Genomic DNA, 24,000 nt, shown 5'->3' on the forward strand with positions numbered 1-24,000 from the left:
GCATCGGCTTGGGTCCCAATCATGGACCAAGGCGCGAGGCGGCATGACGATCAAGAGGCCAGCAAACCAACCGGACAGGATTTCAAGCGAAGGGCGTTTGCTGCGCCGTTCCGGCCTAGCGTGGTTTGTCGTCGCCACGGTCGGTCAGACCGCTTTCATCTGGATGATCGTCGCGCACTATGGCCGCAAGTCCCTGGCCGGAGATCCGGCCGGCTGGAACGACAAGCCCCTCATCAAGGGCTACGTTCCCGGTGACGCTCCGGGCAACCTGATGTTCGCCGTTCACGTCCTGCTGGCCGCGGTCGTGACGCTGGGCGGACTGCTTCAACTCGTCCCCGCCATCCGTCGGCGGGCGCCAGCCTTGCATCGCTGGAACGGCAGGCTTTTCTTCGTCACGGCCTATGTGATGGCCCTGGGCGGTCTGTGGCTCACCTGGGCCAGGCCTACCTATCTTTCGCTGATCTCCGCCATCTCGGTGTCCATCAACGGCGCGCTGATCCTGATCTTCGCCACCCTGGCATGGCGCATGGCCGTCGCCGGCAAGCTGGACGCACATCGCCGGTGGGCCATGCGGGCCTTCCTGGTGGTGAACGGGGTCTGGTTCCTGCGGGTCCTCATCATGGCCTGGGTCCTGGTTTCGGGCGGCGGCCTGGGCATGAACCGCACGCTGTCCGGCCCGGCCGACGTGGTGCTCCAGTTCGGATCCTATCTTCTGCCGTTGGCGGTGTTGGAGGCCTATCTCCGGGCGCGAGACGCCGGCGTCGCCATGCGGCGGGTGACCATCGGCCTGATGGTCGTCGCGACCCTGCTGACCGCCGTCGGCGTTCTCGGCGCCGTGATCTTCATGTGGGAGCCCTACATGACCTGAATCAGGCCTGGCCCATCACCGCCCGCGCCAGCGCCTGGAACCCCGCCACGCCGATGGTCTCGGCCCTGGCGTCGGGATCGATCCCGGCCTTCTCGCACAGCGCGCCGCCGCCCAGGCCCTTGAGGCTGGAGCGCAGCATCTTGCGGCGCTGGCCGAAGGCGGCGGCGGTGACCTTCTCCAGGGCCGCGACCAGCGCCTTGTCCGGCGCGGGCTCCAGCGGGACCAGGCGCACCACGGCCGAGGCCACCTTGGGCGGCGGTGTGAAGGCGCGGGCCGGCAGGTCCATGACCACCTTGGCGCTGCAGACGGTCTGGGAGACCACGGCCAGGCGGCCGTAAGCGTCGTCGTCCACATCGGCGGCGATGCGGTCGGCGACCTCCTTCTGGAACATCAGGGTCATCGACAGCGGCCGGAACGGACCGGTCAGCCAGTTGATCAGCAGCGGCGTGCCGACATTGTAGGGCAGGTTGCTGACCATGTGGGCCGGTCCGCCGGCGATGGCGGCCATGTCGACCTTGAGGGCGTCGCCCTGAATGATCGTCAGCCGGCCGTCGGCGGCGGCGGACAGCTCCTCCAGCAGGGGGATGAAGCGCCGGTCCATCTCCACCGCCACGACCCGCGCGCCGGTCTCCAGCAGGGCCCGGGTCAGGCCGCCGGGGCCGGGGCCGACCTCGATCACCACGTCGCCCTCGCCGACCTCGGACAGGCGGGCGATCTTGCGGGTGATGTTCAGGTCCAGCAGGAAGTGCTGGCCGAAGCTCTTGTTGGCCAGCAGGTCGTGCTCGGCGAGAACCTCGCGAAGCGGCGGCAGGTCGGCGAGGCTCATGGTCTCTCGAAAGGTTCAGGCGCCCAGGTCAGGCGATGGCGCGACGGTCGGCGATCTCGGCCGCCAGGCGGATGGCGGCGATCAGGCTGTCGGCCCGGGCCAGGCCCCGGCCGGCGATGTCGAAACCCGTACCATGATCGGGCGAGGTGCGCACGATCGGCAGGCCCAGGGTGACGTTCACCCCGGCCCAGAAGTCCAGCATCTTGACCGGGATCAGCGCCTGGTCGTGATACATGCACAGCACCGCGTCGTAGGTGGCCCGGGCCTCGGCGTGGAACAGGCTGTCGGCCGGGGCTGGGCCTTTGACCTCGACGCCCATGTCCCGAAGGATCCGGACAGCGGGCTCGATGATCGCCATCTCCTCGCCGCCCAGGGCGCCGGCTTCGCCCGCATGCGGATTCAGGGCCGCCACCGCCAGGCGCGGAACGGCGATGCCGAAGTCCTTGCGCAGGGCCTCGGCGGTGACCAGGCCGGCGTTGACGATCGCCTCGATCGACAGGGCGGCGGGCACGGCCGACAGCGGGGTGTGGATGGTCACCAGGGTGGCGCGCAGGTCGCGGGCCGCCAGCATCATGACCGGGCCGTGCGGCGGCTGGCGCTCGCCAACATGGGTCAGTTCGGCCAGGAATTCCGTGTGGCCGGGAAAGGCGAAGCCGGCGTCGTACAGGGGGGCCTTGGCGATGGGGGCGGTGACCAGGCCGGCCACGGCGCCCGACAGGGCCAGGCCCGCCCCGGTCTCGATCCAGCGGATCACCTGGGGCGCGTAGGCGCTGGACGGCTTGCCGGCCACTACGGGGGCCTGCAGCGGGATGTCCAGCACGGGCAGGGCCTGGCCGAACACCTTGATCGCCTCGACCGGCCCGGTGACGGCGCGGACCTTCACCCCGCCGCCGGCCGAGGCCAGCAGCTGGGCGTCGCCCACCACCATGAAGCTCGGCCCCTCGGCGCGCAGCACCGACCAGGCCTTGGCGATGATCTCCGGTCCGATTCCGGCCGGATCGCCTGCGCTCAGGGCGAGAGCTGTCGTCTTCACCGGGTCTCGATGGTCGCCGAGTTGCGCAGGTCTCTCAGATAACGTTTGGAGATCAGCGCAAGCTGTTGTCCACGCAGGCGATTTTCGATCTGATCATGCGTCGGCGCCTGGGCTCCGGACTGCCGCTTGCCGCAGACGGCGATCAGGTGCAGGCCGGCGTCGGTGCGGATCGGGTCGGAGACCTGGCCGACCTTGAGGGTGTTCGCGGCTTCCTGGAAGGCCGGGGCCAGGTCGGTGATCTCGGCCTCGCCCAGATCACCGGCCACCACGCCCTCGACCTTGCCGGCCGTGGCCTCGAGGGTCTCGCAGCTGGTGATCCTGGGCTTGAGGTCGACGAGCAGCTTCTGGGCGGCGTCGACCTGGGCCTGCGGGGCGTCCTTGGGCAGGGCCACGGCGACCTGCTTGAGATCGACCAGGGCCGTCTTCGCGCCCGACCGCTTCTCGCGCAGATAGATGATGTAGACGCCGTCGCGCACCGGGATCGGGGCCGACAGCTGGCCGGGACGCAGTTGCTCGAGCGCGGCGTCGACCTCGGGAGGCATTTCCCCGGGGCTGACCCAGCCGGCGTCGCCGCCGTTGGCCGCTGTCGGCGAGGCCGAGAACTGGCGGGCCACGGCCGGGAAGGGCGCGCCCTGTTGCATCTGGGCGACCAGCTGCTTGGCGCCGTTCTGGGCCACTTCCATGCCGCCGACACGCGCGGCGTCGATGAACACTTCGCTGACCTGGTATTGCGGCTTGCTGGCCGCCTCGGCCTGCCGGCGCTCGAAGGCCTTGATCTGGTCGTCGCCGATCCGCAGCCGCGAGCCGTAGCGACCGCTGATCCAGGCCTGCCAGCTGCTGTCGGCGCGGATCTGGGCCTTCCAGGTGTCGATGCCGACGCCCTGGGCCTGCAACTGCTGGGTCAGCTGCGCCCCAGTCATGTTGTTGCCCTTGGCGATGTCTTCGATCTGCTCGTCGACTTCCTTGTCGGTCGAGATGATCGTGATCTTCTGGGCCTTCTCGACCCGACGCAGCTCCTGCATCTGGACGTGCTCGTCGATCAGCGACCGAAGAGCCTCCTGCTCCAGCTGGGGCAGGTTCTCCTGGGTCGGCTGCAGGCCCGAGGTGACCATCAGCAGGCGCATGCGCTGCATCAGGTCATAGCTGGAGATGATGTCGTCGTTGACGACCGCGGCGACGCTTTCCGACAGCGGATTGGCGCGCGCCGCGGCGGCGGCCGGCGCCGCCGGCGCGTCCACAATTGGGGGCGCCGCGGGAGCGGCCTCCTGAGCCAAAGCCGGCAGGCCGAGGCTCGCCACGGTCAAGGCGAGGATGGAAGCGGTGCAGGCCGCCAGTTTCGTCACGCTACGCGCAGACCGCATCGGTATTGTCGTTCCTCTAGACGCGTCCAAAGGAAGGCGCGCGCTTAATCGCGCGTCCCCCGACGCGGTGACATTCTAATCGGTGTACAGTGTGTCGCCCAATGTGGCGAGCGTTAGGCGCATCACCACCGACTCATTGGACTTCAACTTCAGGCCGTTCGCGGTTTGTGTGTAGCGGTCTTCGTTTTGATAGATCACGTCCAGTCGGACGCAGTCGTCCTTATAGTAGACGCCGAGGTCGCGGCGGGTCCAGGACCACTTGCTGTCGCTGGCCGGCAGGCCGAAGGTCCGGGCGTCCTGGTACGACAGGCGCCCCAGGGCGGTCACGCCCCAGTTCTCGCGGATCTTGTAGTCGCCGACGAAGTCCAGGTTCTCCTGGCGGAAGCCGGTCGTGTCCTTGTTGTCCTTCAGGTAGCGCAGGGAGCCGAAACCACGGGCGACCGAGGCGTCGAGGCCGGCCTCCAGGCGGTTGAGCTTGCTGGTGTCGTTGTCGAAGCGTGCGCGGGTGAAGGCGGTGATCCCACGGATCGGCGTGACCGTGGCCGCCACGACCCAGTCGGAGGCCTTCTGGTCGAGCCCGGCCCGGGTCGGCATCAGCGGATCGACCTTGGTGCGCAGGCTCCGGCCCAGCAGGACGCTGCCGCCCCGGCCGTCGGCGAACTTCACCGTCGCGCGGCCGCCCACGTTCATGCGCGTGCCGCCTTCGTAGAGGTCGAAGCCGGGCGACTTGTTGACGTCGAACAGGTTGGTCTCGTCCAGTTCGAAGTTGGTGCTGTCTTCGTTGAAGTAGATCGGATTGCCGGCGGGATCGCGGGCCACGACGATCGGCACCCGCGAGCTGTCGGACCCGGTGGCCAGCTGGACCAGGGGCTCGAGCACCACGCTGCCGCCGCCCTGCAGCGGCTTGAAGAAGGGCATGCTCAGGTCGACCCCGGCGACGCCCAGTCCGCGCGAATAGTTGATGTTGGTGGTCGTGTCGCCCGCGACCGTGGCGGCGAGCGGCAGGAAGACGTCGCTGACGCGATAGGTGTCGCCGCGCGCCTGGGCGAACGGCTCGACGCGCAAGCCCGAGCCCAGGGTCAGGCTGCCGCGCCAGTCGGCCTTGATCGAGCCGCGGACGGAGTCCACGCCGTCCTGGCCCTTGTAGGCGGCGTAGGCGTAGGGCGGTTCGCCGAACTGGGATTCCGAGCGGGTCAGGACCACGCCGGACCCCTGGACGCGAAGACGGCCGCCCAGGATGGGCGATTCCGGTTCCCAGCGTCCCTCGACCATCGGGCCGATCAGCGGGAAGGCGCCGCTGTTCTCGAACCGGTTCGCCAGGCCGGCGGAATTGACCTGCACGACCCGCAGGCCTTGCACCGAGATCATCGAGGCCGACAGATAGGATCGATCCGATTGCCGGGTCGCGTAGATCTGCGACATCAGGCGATGGTCGTCGGCGGTGAACTGGCCGCGCTGGGCGTAGACGTCGCTGATGTCGTAGTCGTCGAAGATCAGCGCCTGGGACGCCCGCTCGGCGCTGAAGCCCCACTTCCACTTCTCGTCGATGTCGAACAGGCCCTTGGCCAGGATGTAGCTCTTGGCCGTCGCCTCGCCGAAGCGGTCGCCGTGGTTGTCGAAGTCCTTGTCGTAGGTGAGCCCGACCCGCGCCTCGACATAGCCCGAATAGAACCGCTTGCGGTACTGGGCCTTCAGGAACGGGTTAACTTTCGTGTTGAATTGAGGGGTTACCACCAGATCCTGAGACGGCGACAGCACGAACAGATAGGGCTGCTCATAGACCAGGCCGCGCTTCTTGGAGACGCTGATCTTGGGCACCAGGAAGCCGGAGCGGCGTTCGGTCTGCGGATCCGGATGCCAGAACACCGGCAGGTACATCAGCGGCGCGCCAAACACCCGGATGGTCGCGCCATGGTAGTAGACCAGGTGGTTGTTCTTGTCCTGGACCACCTTGTCGGCCTGGATGCTCCAGGTCGGCTTGGGTTTCTCGGCGCACACCTCGCAAGGGGTGTAAATCGCCTTGTTCAGTTCGGTGATCTGCTCGTTGCGGCGCACGGCGCTGTCGGCGGCGATCTTGATGTTTTTGTCCAGGCGGGCCGAGAAGCCGCGGGCAAAGCCGGCCTTCAGGTCCTTGTCCATGGTCATGTCGTTGGCGAACTCGGCGGTGCCGTCGGCGTTGATCAGCGTCACGTGGCCGTGGGCGGTGACCACCTCGGTCTTGGTGTCGTAGACCACCTCGTCGGCGCGCAGGGTGCGGCCCTGGTATCGGGCCTCGACGTCGCCTCGCGCGATCATCTTCTGATTGGCGTCGTCGCGGATCAGAAGATCGGACTCGAGATAGTAGCCCGTATCGCCCAGGCCGTCGTCGACGGCCGGGGCGGGCGCGGGGGCGGCGGGGATCGTGGCGAGCGGCTGCTGCGCCTGCGCCGAGGCGGCGAGGGCGAGCCAGGCCGCTCCGGCCAGCAGGACCGCGCGGCCCTTCTCTTTCGCCCCCCAGCGAAGCTCCATCATCAAAGTCCTCGATCCCGGCGACACAGACTCAACCATCCTCGGTATAGCAAAGCAGCGTCAGACCCGCCAAAAGCGCCACGATGGGCGGGGTCCAGGCCGCCATGGCCGGCGTCAGCACATCGGCCTTGCCCAGTGCGCCACACAGCTCGTTAAAGAAGAAGAAACCAAAGCCCAAGGTTACGCCCGCGCCGGCCAGGCCCGCCAGCCCGCCCAGCCGCATCAGGCGCAACGAGAACGCGGCGGCCAGCACCGACATGGCCGCGAACAGCAGCGGCGTGGCCAGGACCTGCTGCAGCCGCAGGCGGAACGGGATCGACGAGAACCCCGCCGCCTCGGTGCGCCTGATGGTCTCGGGCAGCAGCCAGACGGCGATGGCCTGGGGGTTGTTGAACCGTTCCGACGCCGTACGGTCGTCGAGGTTGGACGGCATGGTGTAGGTCTCGGAGCGGATCGCCCCGGCCCCCGGCATGGCCACGCGCACGCCCGACAGTCGCCAGAAGCCGGGTTCCAGCCGGGCCTCGTCGGCCTCGATCCGCTGCGCGAACTGCAGCGAGCCGTCGGGCTGGACCGCATAGACGAACAGCGACACGCCGCGCAGGCGGACGGCGCCTTCCACCTGATCGCGCGCCCGGGCGCGAATGACCACCTGGGTTTTCTCGTCGCCCTGGCGCAGCCACAGGCCCTTGGGCGCCGACTTCAGATAGCTTTCCATCAGGGCGTCGCGCGAGGTTTCGAACTGGGCGCTCATCGCCGAGGTCAGCGGATTGAGCAGGGTCAGGGTCAGCACGCCCATGATGAAGGCGGCGATCGCCGCCGGCATGATGAAGCGCCAGGCCGAAACGCCGGCCGCCCGCATGGCGATCAGTTCGCTGCGCCGGTTCAGCCCGACGAAGGCCCCCAGGGTTCCGAACAGGAAGATGAAGGGCGTCAGCACCAGGATGGTGGCGGGCGCCTGCAGCACGGTCAGGAACAGCAGTTGGCCGAAACCGACGTCGGCCCGGGTGCCGACGTTCTTGGAAATATCGACGAAGGCGATCAGCATGACCAGCACGGCGACGACGGCCAGGGCGGCAGCCAGGCCGGCCAGGGTCTTCCTGAGCACATAGCGCTCGATCATGCCGACGCCGATCATTGGACGCCCAGCGGCTGGAGGGCGTCGTGCGAGCCGATGGCGATGTGGCGGGTGACCTTCTGGCGGAAGATCTGCCGCAGGCCCCACCAGATCGCCGCCAGCGGCACAGCGTATTGCAGCGGATTGAGCCAGACGTCGTTGTCGCAGGCGGCCTTGACGCCGAAGCCCACGATCTGAACCAGGGCGGCGGCGGCCCCGACGATCGCGATCCGTCGGCCGTAGCCCATTCGGCTGAATGATCCACCGATCACCGCCGCCACCGCCATCGACATCATGGCCAGATTGTAGAGCGGACTGGCCAGGCGCCAGTGGCCTTCGGACAGCAGCTTCTCGCGGTTCTGCTGTTCCCACTCCTGGGTCAGGTCGGGGAAGAACAATTCGTGCGGGTAGCGGTCGCCGATCTTGTAGTGCAGCAGTTCGTCGCTCTGGAACAGCGAGCTGAGGTCGAAGGTGTATTCGTCCCACGACAGGTACTGCAGCACGCCGGAGCTGGAGAACTCCTGGTTGGAGCCCTTTCGCAGCACCAGCACCGGCAGGCCCTTGCGTTCGGCGATGACGCCTTCGCGGGCGGTGTAGGTGATGGCGCCGCCGTCGGCCTTTTCCTGGTGGATGAAAAGGTTGTGGATGATCTGGTCGCGGTCGATCGTCTGGGCGTAGACCGTCAGGCCCGGCCCTGGCTCGGTGAACTCGCCCGGACGCACCAGGGTCGAGGCCAGATCGGACTTGATGTCGAAGAACGTCTCGCGAATCGCCCGCGAGCTCCATGGCGCGACCCAAAGGCTCATGACCAGGGACAGCAGCGTAGCGAACACGGCCAGGCGCATGGCCGGCGAGATCACGCGCCAGCGGCTCATTCCGCCGGCGAAACAGACCACGATCTCCTGTTCCGTATGCAGCCGGTTCAAGGCCACGAGCGTGGCCACGAACAGGGCGATCGGCAGAATCATGCTCAGCAGCTGGGGCAGGGCCAGGGCGATGATCTTCAGGAAGACCATCGCGCTCTGGCGCTGTTCGATCAGGACGTCGAACTCCGACAGGCTGCGCGCCAGCAGGGCGAGCGCCACCAGCGCCAACGTCGCCAACAGCGTCGGGCCCAGCAGCTGGCGGAAAAGATAGCGTTCGATCAGGCGCATCGACGTGGGGACGGGGACCGAGGGGACGGGAATAAGGCGGAGTCGCGCGGCGCGCCCCCAGGGAAGGGTCCCTTCTACACGGCGTGTTCGCGTACGCACAACCGCTCAAGTCAGGCGTAAAAGCGGCGTTCGTCCCCGCCGCGCCGAGGGGCCCGACGATTGGTGCTTTTCTTCGGTCCGGGTTTGGGTCAATCCAACGGGTCGAAGGTCCCGCCAGGGCTCCACCGGTTATCAGGAGCGCGTCATGCGTATCGAGTTCGTCACCGCCGACGCCCAGGCCGGCGCCAACGCCGCCCTGGCCGTCCTGGCCTATGAAGCCGCCGCCCTGTCGCCGGAGGCCAAGGCGGTCAACGAGGCGACCGGCGGGGCGCTGGCCCGGGCCGTCGCGGGCGGCCGCTTTACGGGCGCCAAGGGCCAGACGCTGGACCTGATCGCGCCCGCCGGCCTGGAGGCCGCCCGCGTGCTGCTGGTCGGCGTCGACGGCGACGGCGCCTTCGAGCCCGAGGCCGTCGAACTCGCCGCCGGCCACGCCTTCCAGGCGCTGAAGGCTTCGGGCGTCACCGAACTGGTGCTGAAGCTGGGCGGCGACGCCGAGACCGCCGCGCGGGCGGCCTTCGGCGTCAAGTTGGCCGCCTATCGATTCGACCGGTACCGCACCACCGAGAAGGCCGAGAAGAAGCCCTCGGTGAGCGTGGTCAAGGTGGCCGCCGCCGACCCGGCCAAGGCGCGCAAGGCCTTCGCCGCGCTGGAGCCGGTCGCCGACGCGATTCTGTTCAGCCGCGACCTGGTTTCCGAGCCGGCCAACATCCTGCATCCCGAGGAATTCGCCGCCCGCGTGAAGGGGCTGGAGGCGCTGGGCCTGGAGATCGAGATCCTGGGCGAGGCCGACATGGCCAAGCTGGGCATGGGCAGCCTGCTGGGCGTGGGGCAGGGCAGCGTCCGCGAGAGCCAGCTGGTGGTGATGAAGTGGCTGGGCGCGCCCGACAGGTCGGCCCAGCCGGTCGCCTTCGTCGGCAAGGGCGTCTGCTTCGACACCGGCGGCATCTCGATCAAGCCGGCCGACGGCATGGAGGACATGAAGTGGGACATGGGCGGCGCGGCCGCCGTGGCCGGCGTCATGCACGCCCTGGCCGGTCGCAAGGCCAAGGTCAACGCCATTGGCGTGCTGGGCCTGGTCGAAAACATGCCCGACGGGAACGCCCAGCGCCCCGGCGACGTGGTCACCTCGATGTCGGGCCAGACCATCGAGGTCATCAACACCGACGCCGAAGGCCGCCTCGTCCTGGCCGACGCCCTCTGGTACTGTCAGGATCGCTTCAAGCCCAAGTTCATGGTCGACCTGGCCACCCTGACCGGCGCCATCATCATCTCCCTGGGTCATGACCTGGGTGGTTTGTTCAGCAATAACGACGGCTTGTCGGAAAAACTTCTCGCCGCCGGCAAGGCCGAACGCGAGCCGCTGTGGCGCATGCCGATGCCGGCGTCCTACGAGAAGCAGATCGAAAGCCCGATCGCCGACATGAAGAACATCGGCGGCCGCCCCGCCGGCTCGATCACCGCGGCGCTGTTCCTGCAGAAGTTCGTCAACGGCGTGCCGTGGGCCCACCTGGACATCGCCTCGGTGGCCTGGAAGAAGCCCTCGACCGACCCGACCGTCCCGGACGGCGCGGTCGGCTTCGGCGTGCGGCTGCTCAATCGCCTCGTGGCCGACGCCTACGAAGGCTGACCTTGACCGCCGCGCCCTGCGACATCTGGTTCTACCACCTCGAGCGCAGCCCCTTGGAAGAGGTGCTGCCCGGGCTGCTGGAAAAGACCCTGGGGCGCGGCTGGCGGGCCCTGGTGCGCGGCGGCGATCCGGCCCGCCTGCGGGCGCTGGACGCCCATCTGTGGACCTGGCGCGACGACAGCTTCCTGCCGCACGGCCTGGATGACGAGCCGATGGCCGACCGCCAGCCGGTGCTGCTCACCGACCGGCTGGACAACCCGAACGGCGGCCAGGCGTTGTTCCTGCTCGACGGGGCCGAGCCAGGCGACCTTTCGGCGTTCGAACGCTGCATCCTTTTGTTCGACGGCCGCGACGAGGAGGCCCTGCGCCTGGCGCGGGGCCGATGGAAGGCCTTCAAGGGCGCGGGCCATCCCGTGTCCTACTGGCGCCAGGGCGCCGAACGGGGATGGGAGAAACAGGCATGAAGCGGTTCGTATTGGCTGGCGTGGCGCTGCTGCTGGTCTCCTGCTCCAGCGGCGCGCCGCCGGCGCCCGCTCCCATGCCGCCGCCGACCACCCCGACCGCGCCGCCGGCCGTCGCCTTGCCCGCCAAGCCGCCTGTGGCGGAGAAGGACCAGTGCGGGTTGAAGGACGCCCAGGCGTTCGTCGGCAAGAACCGCACCGACCTGCCGGCCCCGGTGGATCCCTCGCGCTGGCGGGTGGCCTGCACGACCTGCCCGGTGACCATGGACTACCGTCCCGACCGGCTGAACATCCTGTTCAACCCCGACACCGGGGTCGTCCAGCAGGTGAAATGCGGGTAGGGCGTATGCCGACCTGATCGCTTCAGGTCGCGCTTCCGATATGGGTTTCGGGCCTTCTTCGTCACGTGCTCATCGGGAAGCGGCGATCGTACGCCAGCAGTTCAGGTGGACCAACACCAGGTGAGGTACGACCGATTTTGACGTTCCTGAGAGCGAGGATCTTAAGGTCGCGACACGTTCGCGACCATTTTGAACCTCCTACTCTCAGGGCATCTTTTTATGACTGTTCCCTCTCTGCCGATTAGCGGCACAATCGTGGTCAGCACCAGCGAAACCTGGCCAGCGGACCTCATCTATACTTTTGCGCCAGGCGCGAAGATTCAGGTCACCTCCGGCGCCGTGCTAACCATTCGCGGTCGGGTCGAGGCCGGCCGGGCGAAGATTTTCGAGACCATCGGCGCCGGCAGCAAGGTCGTCGGCGTCTCGGAGGTCATTCCCGAATGGTGGGGCGCAACCGGCGATGAGTTAAATAACGACGCGCCCGCCCTCCAGGCGGCGGTCGACTGCGTCAGCGCGGCCGAAAAATCGGCTTCAGCCGGCGGCCGGGCGCGGGTGGTTCTCCAGAGCTATGGGCGCTATCGTTGCGACAGCACTATAGAATTGAAACCTTCGCCGGGCGTGGCGCTGTCGATCATCGGCGCGGGCACGGTTCTGGACGGGTCTCGCCTGATCGCTGGCTCGACCAGCACGACCGGTCCGCTGCTAAAGATTTCGCCGGTGACCCTCCCGGAAATCGGCTCAGTCATCGACGTGGAACTAGCCAATTTCGCCCTGGTTCGAGGGGCCTCGGCCATGGAAACGGGTCTACTCGTCGGTGGTCAAGGCGATCCGCAAGCCTATTGCCGCGTCAACAATCTAATGATCGATGATTTCAAGATTGGCCTGAACCTGACCAAAACCCGGCTCTGGCACATCTCTGACTGCTTGATCTCGTCACGCGAGGAAGCCGGGGCCCGGGCCTGCTTGATCGAGGACGGCGGTGGTCGCTGCGGGGATCTGCAGTTTACGAGCACTATCCTACAGGTGAAGGGCGCCTCCACGCCGGCCGGTTCGAGCACTGTCAGAATCCAGAACACGACGGCTGGCACGGAATTGAAAGGCATCCGCTTCAGCGACTGCGTGTTCTACGGCGGCGCTGTGGGCCTAGACCTCTACAGCACGCGGGAGCTCGGTGACATTTATGTCTCGACGGGCTGCCAGTTCGACTACGAGGCTCCCGGTACACGAGTGTTGGCGACCGCTGACGGCTCCGGCGTGATCGACAACGTCCAAATCACCGGCGTCGATTTTCGCGGCGCCAACGCTCAAATCATTCCCGTGCGTTTCGAGAAAGCCCAGATCACAGCAATCGTTCGGGACATCTCGATCACGGAATGCCGGTTCACCGGCTTTGAGCGGGCGGTTCATATGTACGGGGTCACAGGCGCGGTGGTTTCCAACAACAGATTGTATGCCATCGGAGGTTTCTTCGCGGGGGCCAACATCGACTGGGCCATCGCCTTTTCCGATTGCAACTGCTTCTCGGCGATCGGCAACATCGGCCACAACTCATCCAGCTACGTCCTGCAACATGGCGTGATGGTGGTAGGGACCTCGGACGACTTTACCGTGATCGGTAACGCCTTCAGCGGACTGACGACGAACACCGCTGTGATCAATGGAGCTTCCGGAGTTCACAAGCAGGTCGCTTTGAATACGCCGTAGGCCTCCTTCGGGGTGTGGGAGGTTATCGCCGGCCCACGCCCGGGAACAGCGCCGGCTCGCCGTCGAAGACGCCCAGATAGCCCAGCTCGCCCAGCAGGGGGGTCAGGGTGTCGGCGTAGTCGTCGGCGTGCTGGTGCTGGTGCAGGGGCGCGGGCCGGCCGGCCTGGTCCTGCAGGCGATAGACGGTCCACATCTTGCCCTGCGGGGCCGGGGCGCCGGGCTGCAGGTAGCGGTGCTCCCAGCCCACCAGGGGCGGCACGCGGCCGATTTCGACGTCGAACGGCCGGTCGCGAAAGGCCAGGTCCATGTCCAGCCGCATGGCCTCGGCCAGGCGCTGATCCAGCCAGTCGCCGAACGCGGCGAGCACCACCGTGGCCGACAGGCCTTCGGGATTGGCGACGATGTGATTTCGGGACGTGGTTCCTGAACTCATGCGAGCAGGAATACGCGTTGCGGGTCACGTAAAGGATAAGAGACGTGGTTTAGGCGCATTTACCATGCCGATCTATTCGATCGATCGGCCGAATGCTCGAGCCGCGCCGGTCAAAACCCGCCGTTTCCGGTATTCGCCAAGCCATGGTCAAGCTTAGACGTGGTCGAGGCGATCGAAAAAGCGACATCGACTGTTGCCAAGCTGAAGACCGGCCTTCAGCATCATGCCACCTCAGGGAGAGCGACGAATGAGCGATCAGGCGACGGCCTTGGCGTCCGTGGATTTCGACAAGGCGCGGTTCGCCGCCACGCTGAAGACCCGCGCCCTGCCGCCCTATGGCGCCGGCCAGTGCGCCAAGTACGTGCGAATCGCCCTCGAGGCCGCCGGCATGGCCACCGGGCCCAATCCGCGCCTCGCCAAGGACTACGGGCCCTATCTGGAGGCGCGGGGCTTCACCGCCGTGGCGCGCTTCGTCTCCGGCGACGCCGTCAGCAAGGGCGTCGATTCGGCCGGGTTCAAGCTGGAGGTCGGCGACGTGGCGGTGATCCAGAACCCCAGCAGCAGCACCGCCGGGCATATCCAGGGCTATGATGGCGCCAACTGGATCTCTGACTTCGTCCAGGACGCGTTCTGGCCGGGACCGGCCTATCGCGGCGAGAAGCCCAGCTACGTCATCTACAGGCGCTGAGATGAGGATCGCGATCCTCGCCCTGCTGGCCGGCCTCGCCGCCGGCCCGGTCGCGGCCGGGCCGGCGTCCCAACCGATCGTCGACCCGCTGCTGGGCCTGAAGCTGCCGGCCGGGGCGCGGTTCACGGCCGCGGCCGCCGACCTGGTCCAGGCCTGTCCGGCCCTGGCCAACGCCCGCTGGGACCGGCGGATGTGGATCTTCGCCCAGGCCGGCAACGCCAGCACGGCGGCGGGCGAGGTCCTGGTGGTCGGCGGCGAACTGGTCGAGCGGGCCGGCGACAGGCCGGCCGTCGAGGTCGACAGGGTCGGGGTGCTGCTGTCGCGCGCGCCTGGCGCCTGCCGGCTGATCGGCCCGCCGCGCGAGGTGTTCGACTATGGCGAGGACGGCGTGACGCCGGCGACGCTTGAGGCCCTGGCCCAGGACGCCGCGCGCCGCTACGCCCAGGGCCTGGGCGGCCAGGCCGCGCTGCGCAAGACGTTGAAGCGCCAGCGTATCCAGGCGGACCAGGTCAAGTCCGCCGCCCTGCGCCGGGCCTTCTTCGACCGCAAGTAGGCCTCAGGCCTCCGCCGCCGCCAACTCCTCGGCCAGGCTCATCCAGGTCGCCTCGGCCTCGTCCAGCTTGGCCTTGGCGTTGTCGCGGCGCTTGGTCAGTTCGGCGACCTTGGCGGGGTTCTTGTAGAGCTGCGGATCGGCCAGCTGGGCGTCCAGCTCCGCGACCTGGCGGGTCTGGCGGGTGACCACCTGCTCGGCGGCCTCGATCTTGCGCTTCAGCGGCTCGATGGCGACGGTCTTCTTCGGCGCGGCGGCGGGCTCGGCCTTGGCCGGCTCGCGCGCCACCTGGGTCGGTTTGACGGCCTGCTTGGCGCGGTCGAGCACGAACTTGGCGTACTCGTCCATGTCGCCGTCGAAGGGCTTGACCGTGCCGTCTGCGGCCAGCCACAGGCGGTCGGCGACCAGCTCCATCAGCGAGCGGTCGTGAGTGATCAGGATCACCGCACCCTCGTAGTCGTTCAGGGCGTCCAGCAGGGCGCGGCGCGAGTCGATGTCCAGGTGGTTGGTCGGCTCATCCAGGATCAGCATGTGCGGGGCGTCCATCGCCACCAGGTTCAGCAGCAGGCGCGCGCGCTCGCCGCCCGACAGGCTCTCGACCTTGGTCTCCTGCTTCTCGAAGCCCAGGCCGAACTGGGCCAGGCGCGAGCGGCGCGAGCTTTCCGAGGCGTCCGGCATGGCCCGGCGGATGATCTCCAGCGGGGTGTCCTCGGGATCCATCGCCTCGATCTGGTGCTGGTGGAACCAGCCGACCTTCATCTTGCGGTCACGGTGGAACTCGCCCGACTGCACGCCCAGGGCCCCGGCGATCATCTTGGCGAAGGTCGACTTGCCCGCCCCGTTGACGCCCAGCAGGCCGATGCGATCGTCCAAGTCCATGCGCAGGTTGAGGTTCTTGAGGATCGCGCGGCCGGGCTCGTAGCCGACATAGGCCTTTTCCAGCCGGATCAACGGCGGCGGCAGCGGGCGAGGCGGCGAGGGCAGGGTGAAGGGCGCGACGCGCTCCTCGATCGTGGTGGCCACCGGCTCCATCTTGGCCAGGCGCTTCATGCGGGACTGCGCTTGCGCCGCTTTGGAGGCCTTGGCCTTGAAGCGGTCGACGAAGGCCTGCAGGTGGGCGCGCTCGGCGTCCTGCTTGGCCTTGGCCGACAGCTGCAGGCGGGCCTTCTCGGCGCGGCGCTTCTCGAAGTCGTCGTAGCCGCCGGTGTAGAGTTCCAGCTTGCCGCCGGCCAGGTGCAGCATGTGGGTGCAGCTGTTGTTGAGCAGCTCGCGGTCGTGGCTGACGATCAGGGCGGTGTGCGGGTACTTCTGGAGCCTGGCCTCCAGCCACAGCGCGCCTTCCAGGTCCAGATAGTTGGTCGGTTCGTCCAGCAGCAGCATGTCCGGCTCGGCGAACAGGGCCGCGGCCAGGGCCACGCGCATGCGCCAGCCGCCCGAGAACTCGGCCATCGGCCGGCCGAGGTCCTCCTGGGTGAAGCCCAGGCCGACCAGGATTTCCGACGCCTTGGCCGGGGCGGCGTCGGCGTCGATCTCGATCAGCCGGGCCCAGATCTCGCCCATGTCCTCGGGCGCGGCCGTGTCCAGGCTGGTCAGCAGGCGGTGGCGCTCCTCGTCGGCCTCCAGCACGGTCTCCAGCAGGGTGAAGGGCGTGGCCGGATGCTCCTGGTCCACCGAGCCGATCCGCGCGCTCTTGGGCAGGCTGATCTCGTCGTCGCCGGCGTGCAACTGGCCCAGGATCAGCTTGAACAGGGTGGACTTGCCCACGCCGTTGCGGCCGATCAGCCCGACCTTGGCGCCGGGCGGCAGACTCACGCTGGCGTGGTCGAAAAACCGCCGACCCCAGGCGTCGAAGGTCAGGTCGTTGATCTGAAGCATTTGATTTTAAGGTTACGCGGCGGGTTGGCGGGGAGGAGGCGCCCGGCTATAAGCCCGCAACCTCCCAATCGACAAACTTTCTCTGTGAGATTTTCGGATCATGACCGAACGCACCTTCTCGATCATCAAGCCTGACGCCACGCGTCGTAACCTGACCGGCAAGATCAACGCCGTGATCGAGGACGCCGGCCTGCGCATCGTGGCCCAGCGCCGCGTGAAGCTGACCGAGGCGCAAGCCAAGAAGTTCTACGAAGTCCACGCCGAGCGTCCGTTCTACGGCGAGCTGGTCGCCCAGATGACCGCCGAGCCGGTCGTCGTCCAGGTGCTGGAAGGCGACAACGCCGTGGCCAAGTACCGCGAAGTCATGGGCGCCACCAACCCGGACAACGCCGACGAAGGCACGATCCGCAAGCTGTTCGCCCTGTCGATCGGCGAGAACTCGGTCCACGGTTCCGACAGCCTGGAGAACGCGGCCATCGAGATCGCCCAGTTCTTCAAGGACGAAGAGATCGTCGGCTAAGGCTTCCGCCTTACCGATCCGAGGAGGCCGGCGGAGCGATCCGCCGGCCTTTTTGTTTGCGCGGGCCGCCCCGTATCGGTGACGATCGATCGCATCGAAGCTGGGGAGCCGCCATGAAGGACTATCGCCGCCGCGACGTCGCCCTGGCCGCCGGGCTGTCGGGCGTGGCCGGCTATGTCGACGCCATCGGCTTCCTGAAGCTGGGCGGCTTCTTCGTCTCGTTCATGAGCGGCAACTCCACGCGGCTGGGCGTCGGGCTCGCCACCGGCCAGTGGGCGATGGTCCGCACGGCCCTGGCGTTGATCGGCCTGTTCGTCGCCGGCGTGGTGCTGGGCGCGCTCGTGGCGCGCCGGGCCGGCGAGGGGCGGCGTTCCGTGATCCTGGCGTTGGAGGCGGCGCTGCTGGCCGCCGCCGCCGCCCTGATCTCCCTCGGTTTCGACACGGCCGGCGTCGCGGCCATGGTCCTGGCCATGGGCGCGGAGAACGCGGTGTTCCAGCGCAACGGCGACGTCGGGGTGGGGCTGACCTACATGACCGGCGCCCTGGTCAAGATCGGCCAGCGGATCGCCGCGGCCCTGACGGGCGGCGATCGCTGGGCCTGGGGGCCCTACGCGCTGCTGTGGGCCGGCCTGAGCCTGGGTGGGGCCCTGGGCGCGGCGGCCTATCTGCGGGTCGGCGTCCTGGCCCTGTGGGCGGCGGCCGGGGTGGTGGCGACCCTAGCGGCGGTCAAGGCCTGGCGGGAGCGGCGGGCGGTTTAGGCTTGTGAGCTCGATCCGCCCCTTGCGGTTGTCATCCCGGAAGCCTCACAGGGGCTGTTCGGGACCCAGGGGCCGGCGCAATGCGGTGGTCCTGGGTCCCGGGTCTTCGCTGCGCTTCGCCCGGAATGACAACGGGAGGGGCTAAATCGCCGCGCGCCTCTCACCCCGCCGGCGCCTTGGCCGCCTCGGCCGCGCGCAGCAGGCGCAGGACGTTGCCGCTCCAGATCTTCTCCAGGTCGGCCTTGGTGTAGCCCTCGGCCAGCAGGGCCTGGGAGATCTTCCAGTAGTCCGACGCGTCCTCCAGGCCGGTGACCCCGCCGCCGCCGTCGAAGTCGATGCCGATGCCCACGTGGTCGACCCCGGCCACCTTCAGGACGTGGTTGAGGTGGTTCATGAAGTCGTCGAAGGTGGCCTTCCTGACCGGCCACTTGGCGTCGATGGCGTTGCGCTCGGCCATGAAGGCGGCGCGGTCCGTCTCGCTCATCTTCGACCGCGCCCCGACCTTGGCCATCAGGGCCGCCATCGCCGCCTCGCGCTCGGGGTTCTTGGGCGCGTCGATCATGTAGCTGGAAAAGGCCTCGACCTGGATCACCCCGCCGCTGGCGGCCAGGGCCTTGAGCCGGGCGTCGTCGACGTTGCGCGGATGGTCGAACACCGCCTTGCAGCCCGAGTGGGTCAGGATCACCGGGGTCTTGGACAGGGCGATCAGCTGGTCCAGCACCTCGTCGGACGAGTGCGAGCCGTCCAGCACCACGCCCAGCCGGTTGGCCTCGGCGACGAACTGTTTCCCCTGGGGCGACAGACCATGCCACTCGGACTTGTCGGTCGAGCTGTCGGCCATGTCGTTGTTCTTGAAGTGGGCCAGGCCGCTGATGCGAACGCCCAGCGCGTAGAAGGTCGACAGCAGGCTGACGTCGCCGTCGATCGGATAGCTGTTCTCGATGCTGACGAACACCACGCGCTTGCCCTGGGCGGCGATGGCCGCGGCGTCGTCGGCCTTCAGCGCCAGGGCGAACTTGTCGCCGTGCTTGGCCACCATCTCGCGGATCTCGACGCCGCGGATCAGGGCCGCGTCACGGGCGGCGCGGGTAGCCTCGGGCGTGCGCGGGCCCTGGGGCGTGTAGATGGCGAAAAAGCCGCCATCCAGCCCGCCCTCGACCATGCGCGGATAGTCGATCTGCGAACCGTCCTTGGCCGCGTCGTGGCGGTCGAGGATGTCCCAGCCCGGCCTGCCGAAATTGGCCGGGGTGTCCAGGTGGGTGTCGAGGGTCAGCAGGCTCTCGTGGATCTTGCGGGCCGAGGCGGCGGTTTCGGCGGCGTGGGAGGGAGCGGCGGCCAGGAGTAGGGCCGCGACGGCAGTCGTCAGGAACAGGGAGCGGGTCATGGAAGCACTCGAACGCTGTCCGGCCGGTCTCGCGAAAGACCGGCCGGAACGTGGGCCTAGAAGTCGGCGGAGAGGGTGAACTGGATCGTCCGGTGCGAACCGGGGCGGAAGCTGGCCGGGGTGCTCACCGTGGTGTTGATCGTGCCCAGGTACTTCTTGTCGAAGATGTTATCGACATTGACCCGCGCCTTGACCTGTTCGAACGGCCCGGCCCCGAAGCCATCGCCCAGGTCGAGATAGGCGTTGACGATCGTATAGCCCTTGGTGGTCTCGCTGTTGGTGAAGTTGGTGTAGCGGTCGTCGATGTGGCGGGCCGAGACGTTGAACACCACCCCGTCGGTCGGCTCCACCGTCACCCCGCCCTGGAACAGCCATTTGGGGAAGTCGGGCACCGCGTTGCCGGCGATCTTGAGCGCCGCCGGCGTCGGCGTCAGGGTGAAGTTGGCGATGTCGTCCTGGAATTCCGACTTGTTGTACGAGGCGTTGGCGTTGAAATAGATCTTGCCGCCCAGCAGGTCCGGCTTCCACTGGCCGCTGAACTCGGCGCCCGACGCCTTCACCGCCCCGACGTTCTGGTAGAAGGTCTCGGTCGTGCCGCCGCCGCCCGGCACCAGGGCCGCGAAGGCCTGCAGGCGGTTCTTGAACTGCGTCTTGTAGACCACCACCGAGGCGTTGAAGGTCGGCCGGTTGGCGCGGTAGCCCAGTTCCAGGTTGGTCGAGGTCTCGGGCTTGGGGCCGGTCACCGCCGGGCTGGCGGCCGAGAACACGTCGTCGGCGCCGCGGGGCAGGGCCATGTTCTCCGAATAGGACGAGAAGATCTGGTCGCGGCTGTTGAGGTTGTAGACCACGCCGACCTGCGGCAGGAAATCGTCCTTCCAGTTGGCCTTCAGGGTCGGCTGGCGGCTGTTGATGTAGTCGGCCGGATTGCGATAGCCGCTGATCTTGTAGTCGATGTCGGTGGCCTTGAAGCCCAGCTCGACCTTCAGCTTGTCGTCGACCAGGCTCAGGGTGTCCTTCAGGAAGAACTGCGTGGTCTGGCGGGTCGAGACGTAGTTGCGCTGCCGGTGGACGGGCTCGTTGAACAGCGGCGCGCCGTCGGGGTTGCCGTCCTGCACGTTGTAGCGCGCCTGGGTGCGGTGATAGTCGTCGTCCTCGAGCCATAGGCCCGCCTCGAGCTTGTTGAAGCCCGCGCGCCAGGCGATCTTGCTCGTGACGCCCTTGCGGGTGCCGTCGATGCCCGACAGGCCGTATTGCAGGCCCCTGGGCGCGGTCAGGCCCGGCACGATCAGCCGCTCGGCGTTGTAGCTGCTCAGCGAGGTGGCGTAGGCCTCGGGCGAGACGCCGTAGCCTTCCTTGTCCTCGTAATAGCCGGTGGCGGTGACGTCGATGGCGTCGGTGATCGGGGTGTTCAGGGTCAGGCCGTACAGGTGGTCCTGCCGGCTGTTGACCGCGAACTTGTAGTACTGGGCGTAGTTGCTGTTGGAATAGGGCACGCCGGCCGTGGTCTGCGGCAGGCTGGAGTCGGTGGCCGCCGTGCCGAACGGCGTCGAGAGCGGCACGTGGCCCAGGTAGGCGAAGCCGCGCCCCTTGCGGCCGAACACGTCGCCCGCGGTCCCGGCGTACTGGGCCTTGGTGATCGACGGGCTGTCGTAGTCGAAATAGTCGTTGTGCACGGTCTGGAAGCTGATGTTCCCGCCGTTTGGCAGGGCGTAGTTGATCTTGCCCTCGTAGTGCTTGCGGTCGATCGTGCCGGGGCCGCGCCACAGGTCGCCCTTGATGATCGAGGCGCTGGCGTAGGCCGACCAACCGGCGTGCTCGCCGGTCTCCAGGCGCAGGAAGGTGCGGCGCAGGCTGTCGCTGCCCAGGGTCAGGCTGGCCGAGCCGCCGGCGTCCTCGGACGGCTTCTGGGTGAAGTAGTCGACGATCGGTCCCAGCGAGGCGTAGCTGGGCAGGCTGACGTCGCCGGCCCCGGCCGAGGCGGTGACGCGCGAAAGGTTCTCGTTGTCGACATAGCGGTAGATCGGGCTGCCGCCGAACTGGTCGCTGCGGCCCATCGGGATGTTGTCCAGCAGGAAGCCGATCTGCTGGAAGTTGAAGGCCCGCACCGAGACCGAATTGCCGAACTCGTACATGCCCAGGGCGTCGTTGGCCTGGACGTTGAAGCCGGGCAGGGACTCCAGCATCTTCAGGCCGGTGACGCCGGCCGGGGCCGACAGCAGGGCCTCGCGGGTTATCGACACCGTGGCGGTGGCGTGGTCGGTGCCGATGGCGACGCTGGCCTCGGACACCCGGGCCCCGGTGACGACCAGTTCGTCGACGGTCGAGGCCTTGTCGGCCTCCTGGGCCAGGGCCGGCGTCGCGCCGCCCAGGACCGAAGCGGCCAGCAGCAGGGCCCGGAAGTGGCGCGAGGCCGGCGAAAGGCGCGTGTTCGTCATGACTATCCCCAATCTTTTGACGGGGGCTAAGCTCGACGGTCTGTCTATCTCGGTAAATTCAGAAAAGCTGCTCGCGGCGATAATATAAAATCAGGTCCAAGCGTCGCGCACTCATGTATAAATTATGAACAATAGAAATGATTCTTATTGTATCCGCAAATGAGTATCTCACGAAAACCGCACAGGTTATCGTGTCGAGGTCGGTCGGGTTTTTGAAATCGGGTCAGAACTGGGAGTCAGGTCATCGGCAGCCAGGAGGTGTCGCGACGGACCGTCATGGCCCGTCTTCCGCACCCCCGCTGTCCTTGGCGCCTGAGAGATTCAGCGACGCCGCCGTCCCGGCGGGGATCGCCTTGCTCCTTCGGCGAGGGCGCACGCAGACGCGCCCTGCTTTCCAGCGTTCCGAGGCCGTCGCGGTCCTTCTGCTTGAGCGTTTCCGGGGCGGTTTCGCCTTCAGCGCCGGGCCGGGGCCCGATCTCTCCCGCGAGAGCGCCTACAGAAGGTTCCGTAACCGAGGCGGCGTCAATTCAGGGCGACGCCAGCGCGCTGGGCAAGACGCCGGGCGCCGTTTTGAAACGCAACCCGCGCCGCTTTTCGCGGCGTCCTGTCGAGCGGAAGTTCGCCCTCGTGCAAGTCGGGGCGCTCAGAGGCCGCGCACGAACGCCGCCAGGGTCGCCGGATAGAGCCTGTGCTCCTGCTCCAGCACGCGGTCGCTGAGCATGGGCTCGGTGTCGCCGGGCAGGATCGGTACGCGGGCCTGGCCCAGGATCGGGCCTTCGTCGACGCCGGCGGTGACCAGGTGGACGGTGCAGCCGGCCTCGACCTCGCCGGCCCCCAGGGCGCGGCCGTGGGTGTCCAAACCCGGATAGGCCGGCAGCAGCGACGGATGGATGTTCAGCATCCGGCCTTCCCAGGCGTTCACCAGGTACGGGGTCAGGATGCGCATGTAGCCGGCCAGGGCCACGACCTGGATCCCGCGCGCGCGCAGGGCCGCGTCGATGGCCCGCTCATGGGCCTCGCGATCCTTGCCGTAGGGCTTCTGGTCGACGGCCAGGGTCTCGACGCCCGCGGCAGCGGCGGCGGCCAAGCCGCCGGCCTCGGGCCTGTTCGACAGCACCAGGGCGATCTCGAACGGGCAGGCGGGGTCCTGGGCGGCCCGGACCAGGGCCTCCATGTTGGAGCCCCGGCCGGAGATCAGGACGGCGACCTTGGTCTTCATGCCTCTAGGCCTGGACCAGCTGCCCGCAGATGAACGCGTCCTCGTCGGCGTTCAGCAGGGCCGCCAGCACAGGCTCGGCGTCGCTGGCGGCGACCACCAGGATGAAGCCGACGCCGCAGTTGAACGTGCGGCGCAGCTCGTGGTCGCTGATGCCGCCCTCGCGCTGCAGCCAGTCGAAGACCGGGGGCAGGGGCCAGGCGTTCCAGTCGAACTCGGCCTTGAGGCCCTCGGCGATGCAACGCGGCGGGTTCTCGATCAGGCCGCCGCCGGTGATGTGGGCGCCGCCCTTGACCCGGCCCGACTGCAGCAGGGGCAGGATCGACTTCACATAGATGCGGGTCGGGGCCATCAGGGCCTGCGCCAAGGTCTTGCCTTCCGCGAAGGGCGCCGGGGCGTCCCAGGCCAGGCCCGAGCGCTCGACCACGCGGCGCACCAGGCTGTAGCCGTTGGAGTGCGGGCCCGACGAGCCGACGCCGATGATGATGTCGCCGGCCCGCTGCCTGTCCAGCTTGGGCAGCACGCCGTCGCGCTCGACCGCCCCGACCGAGAAGCCGGCCAGGTCGTACTCGCCGTCGCCGTACATGCCGGGCATCTCGGCGGTCTCGCCGCCCACCAGGGCCGCGCCGGCCAGCTTGCAACCGTCGGCGATGCCGGCCACCACGCTGGTGGCGGTGGCGACGTCGAGCTTGCCGGTGGCGAAATAGTCGAGGAACAGCAGCGGCTCGGCACCCTGGGCCAGCAGGTCGTTGACGCACATGGCCACCAGGTCGATCCCGACCGTGGCGTGCATGCCGGTGTCGATGGCGATGCGCAGCTTGGTGCCGACGCCGTCGGTGGTGGAGACCAGCAGCGGGTCGTCGTAGCCGGCCGCCTTCAGGTCGAACAGGGCCCCGAAGCCGCCCAGGCCCGCCTCGGCGCCGGGACGCCGTGTGGCCTTGGCCAGGGGCTTGATCGCCTCGACCAGGGCGTTGCCCGCATCGATATCGACGCCGGCCTGGGCGTAGGTGAGGCCGTTCTGGGGGTCGCTCATGCGCTTGCTCTG

The 24,000-nt window shown here is 68.0% G+C and carries 21 protein-coding genes and 1 riboswitch; of the genes, 9 read left to right on the plus strand and 12 right to left on the minus strand.

Features of this window, described 5'->3' with window-relative positions; translation table 11 throughout:
* Positions 1–97 precede the first annotated feature (97 nt).
* The gene (locus tag AC07NX_RS16140) at positions 98–868 is read left to right on the plus strand and encodes a DUF2306 domain-containing protein (RefSeq protein WP_494643152.1); all 771 of its coding nucleotides are present in this window, start codon (positions 98–100) and stop codon (positions 866–868) included.
* A 1-nt stretch (position 869) separates the two neighbouring features.
* Here the strand turns inward: AC07NX_RS16140 and rsmA are convergent, their stop codons facing one another.
* The 6 genes from rsmA to lptF all read right to left on the minus strand — a co-directional run bounded on the left by rsmA (position 870) and on the right by lptF (position 8,864).
* Positions 870–1,694 (minus strand): 16S rRNA (adenine(1518)-N(6)/adenine(1519)-N(6))-dimethyltransferase RsmA, encoded by an 825-nt coding sequence (gene rsmA / locus AC07NX_RS16145; RefSeq protein ID WP_494643154.1) that lies wholly within the window; start codon positions 1,692–1,694, stop codon positions 870–872.
* 28 nt (positions 1,695–1,722) lie between these two features.
* Positions 1,723–2,727 carry a 4-hydroxythreonine-4-phosphate dehydrogenase PdxA gene (gene pdxA, locus AC07NX_RS16150; protein WP_494643155.1) on the minus strand — a complete coding sequence of 335 codons (1,005 nt, stop codon included), beginning with the start codon at positions 2,725–2,727 and terminating at the stop codon, positions 1,723–1,725.
* Positions 2,724–4,088, minus strand: coding sequence for a peptidylprolyl isomerase (locus tag AC07NX_RS16155; protein WP_494643156.1), 1,365 nt, complete (start codon positions 4,086–4,088; stop codon positions 2,724–2,726). The genes pdxA and AC07NX_RS16155 overlap by 4 nt, the downstream gene beginning before the upstream one ends.
* A gap of 75 nt (positions 4,089–4,163) precedes the next feature.
* On the minus strand, positions 4,164–6,599 hold the full coding sequence (locus AC07NX_RS16160) for an LPS-assembly protein LptD (protein ID WP_494643157.1): 2,436 nt from the start codon (positions 6,597–6,599) through the stop codon (positions 4,164–4,166).
* Between the two features lie 28 nt (positions 6,600–6,627).
* On the minus strand, positions 6,628–7,731 hold the full coding sequence (lptG, locus tag AC07NX_RS16165; protein ID WP_494643158.1) for an LPS export ABC transporter permease LptG: 1,104 nt from the start codon (positions 7,729–7,731) through the stop codon (positions 6,628–6,630).
* A complete protein-coding gene (gene lptF, locus AC07NX_RS16170; RefSeq protein ID WP_494643160.1) occupies positions 7,728–8,864 on the minus strand; it encodes an LPS export ABC transporter permease LptF in 1,137 nt (378 codons plus the stop codon). The genes lptG and lptF overlap by 4 nt, the downstream gene beginning before the upstream one ends.
* A gap of 244 nt (positions 8,865–9,108) precedes the next feature.
* Between lptF and AC07NX_RS16175 the strand changes: the two genes are divergently transcribed.
* The 4 genes from AC07NX_RS16175 (at position 9,109) to AC07NX_RS16190 (ending at position 13,096) form a co-directional block, all read left to right on the plus strand.
* Positions 9,109–10,590, plus strand: coding sequence for a leucyl aminopeptidase (locus AC07NX_RS16175; protein ID WP_494643161.1), 1,482 nt, complete (start codon positions 9,109–9,111; stop codon positions 10,588–10,590).
* Positions 10,591–10,592: 2 nt separating this feature from the next.
* Positions 10,593–11,054: a DNA polymerase III subunit chi gene (locus AC07NX_RS16180; protein ID WP_145688773.1), complete on the plus strand. Its 462-nt coding sequence runs from the start codon at positions 10,593–10,595 to the stop codon at positions 11,052–11,054.
* Positions 11,051–11,392, plus strand: a complete 342-nt coding sequence (locus AC07NX_RS16185) for a peptidase inhibitor I78 (protein ID WP_494643162.1) — start codon at positions 11,051–11,053, stop codon at positions 11,390–11,392. Before AC07NX_RS16180 ends, AC07NX_RS16185 begins: the two co-directional genes overlap by 4 nt.
* 255 nt (positions 11,393–11,647) lie before the next feature.
* Complete coding sequence (locus AC07NX_RS16190) at positions 11,648–13,096, plus strand: hypothetical protein (RefSeq protein ID WP_494643164.1); 1,449 nt, start codon at positions 11,648–11,650, stop codon at positions 13,094–13,096.
* A 22-nt stretch (positions 13,097–13,118) separates the two neighbouring features.
* On the opposite strand, the gene AC07NX_RS16195 is transcribed toward AC07NX_RS16190, so the two are convergent.
* Entirely contained in the window at positions 13,119–13,529 is a 411-nt protein-coding gene (locus AC07NX_RS16195; RefSeq protein WP_494643165.1) for a hypothetical protein, read from the minus strand.
* A 247-nt stretch (positions 13,530–13,776) separates the two neighbouring features.
* On the opposite strand from AC07NX_RS16195, the gene AC07NX_RS16200 reads away from it, so the two are divergent.
* Positions 13,777–14,217: a hypothetical protein gene (locus AC07NX_RS16200; RefSeq protein WP_494643166.1), complete on the plus strand. Its 441-nt coding sequence runs from the start codon at positions 13,777–13,779 to the stop codon at positions 14,215–14,217.
* A 1-nt stretch (position 14,218) separates the two neighbouring features.
* On the plus strand, positions 14,219–14,770 hold the full coding sequence (locus AC07NX_RS16205) for a hypothetical protein (protein ID WP_494643167.1): 552 nt from the start codon (positions 14,219–14,221) through the stop codon (positions 14,768–14,770).
* A gap of 3 nt (positions 14,771–14,773) precedes the next feature.
* On the opposite strand, the gene AC07NX_RS16210 is transcribed toward AC07NX_RS16205, so the two are convergent.
* On the minus strand, positions 14,774–16,642 hold the full coding sequence (locus tag AC07NX_RS16210) for an ABC-F family ATP-binding cassette domain-containing protein (RefSeq protein ID WP_494643168.1): 1,869 nt from the start codon (positions 16,640–16,642) through the stop codon (positions 14,774–14,776).
* Between the two features lie 100 nt (positions 16,643–16,742).
* On the opposite strand from AC07NX_RS16210, the gene ndk reads away from it, so the two are divergent.
* Together ndk and AC07NX_RS16220 are read left to right on the plus strand one after the other, a co-directional pair.
* Complete coding sequence (ndk, locus tag AC07NX_RS16215; protein WP_494643170.1) at positions 16,743–17,162, plus strand: nucleoside-diphosphate kinase; 420 nt, start codon at positions 16,743–16,745, stop codon at positions 17,160–17,162.
* Positions 17,163–17,275: 113 nt separating this feature from the next.
* A complete protein-coding gene (locus AC07NX_RS16220; protein WP_494643172.1) occupies positions 17,276–17,920 on the plus strand; it encodes a YoaK family protein in 645 nt (214 codons plus the stop codon).
* 160 nt (positions 17,921–18,080) lie between these two features.
* Here the strand turns inward: AC07NX_RS16220 and AC07NX_RS16225 are convergent, their stop codons facing one another.
* From AC07NX_RS16225 to purM, 4 genes are all read right to left on the minus strand, one after another.
* Positions 18,081–19,304 carry a dipeptidase gene (locus AC07NX_RS16225; protein ID WP_494643174.1) on the minus strand — a complete coding sequence of 408 codons (1,224 nt, stop codon included), beginning with the start codon at positions 19,302–19,304 and terminating at the stop codon, positions 18,081–18,083.
* Positions 19,305–19,360: 56 nt separating this feature from the next.
* Positions 19,361–21,751 (minus strand): TonB-dependent receptor, encoded by a 2,391-nt coding sequence (locus tag AC07NX_RS16230; RefSeq protein ID WP_494643176.1) that lies wholly within the window; start codon positions 21,749–21,751, stop codon positions 19,361–19,363.
* A 392-nt stretch (positions 21,752–22,143) separates the two neighbouring features.
* A riboswitch (glycine riboswitch) is annotated at positions 22,144–22,233 on the minus strand.
* 149 nt (positions 22,234–22,382) lie between these two features.
* Positions 22,383–22,958: a phosphoribosylglycinamide formyltransferase gene (gene purN / locus AC07NX_RS16235; RefSeq protein WP_494643177.1), complete on the minus strand. Its 576-nt coding sequence runs from the start codon at positions 22,956–22,958 to the stop codon at positions 22,383–22,385.
* 4 nt (positions 22,959–22,962) lie between these two features.
* On the minus strand, positions 22,963–23,988 hold the full coding sequence (purM, locus tag AC07NX_RS16240) for a phosphoribosylformylglycinamidine cyclo-ligase (protein WP_494643179.1): 1,026 nt from the start codon (positions 23,986–23,988) through the stop codon (positions 22,963–22,965).
* Between the last annotated feature and the right edge of the window lie 12 nt (positions 23,989–24,000).

Source organism: Caulobacter sp. GW821-FHT09A05 (assembly GCF_059418465.1).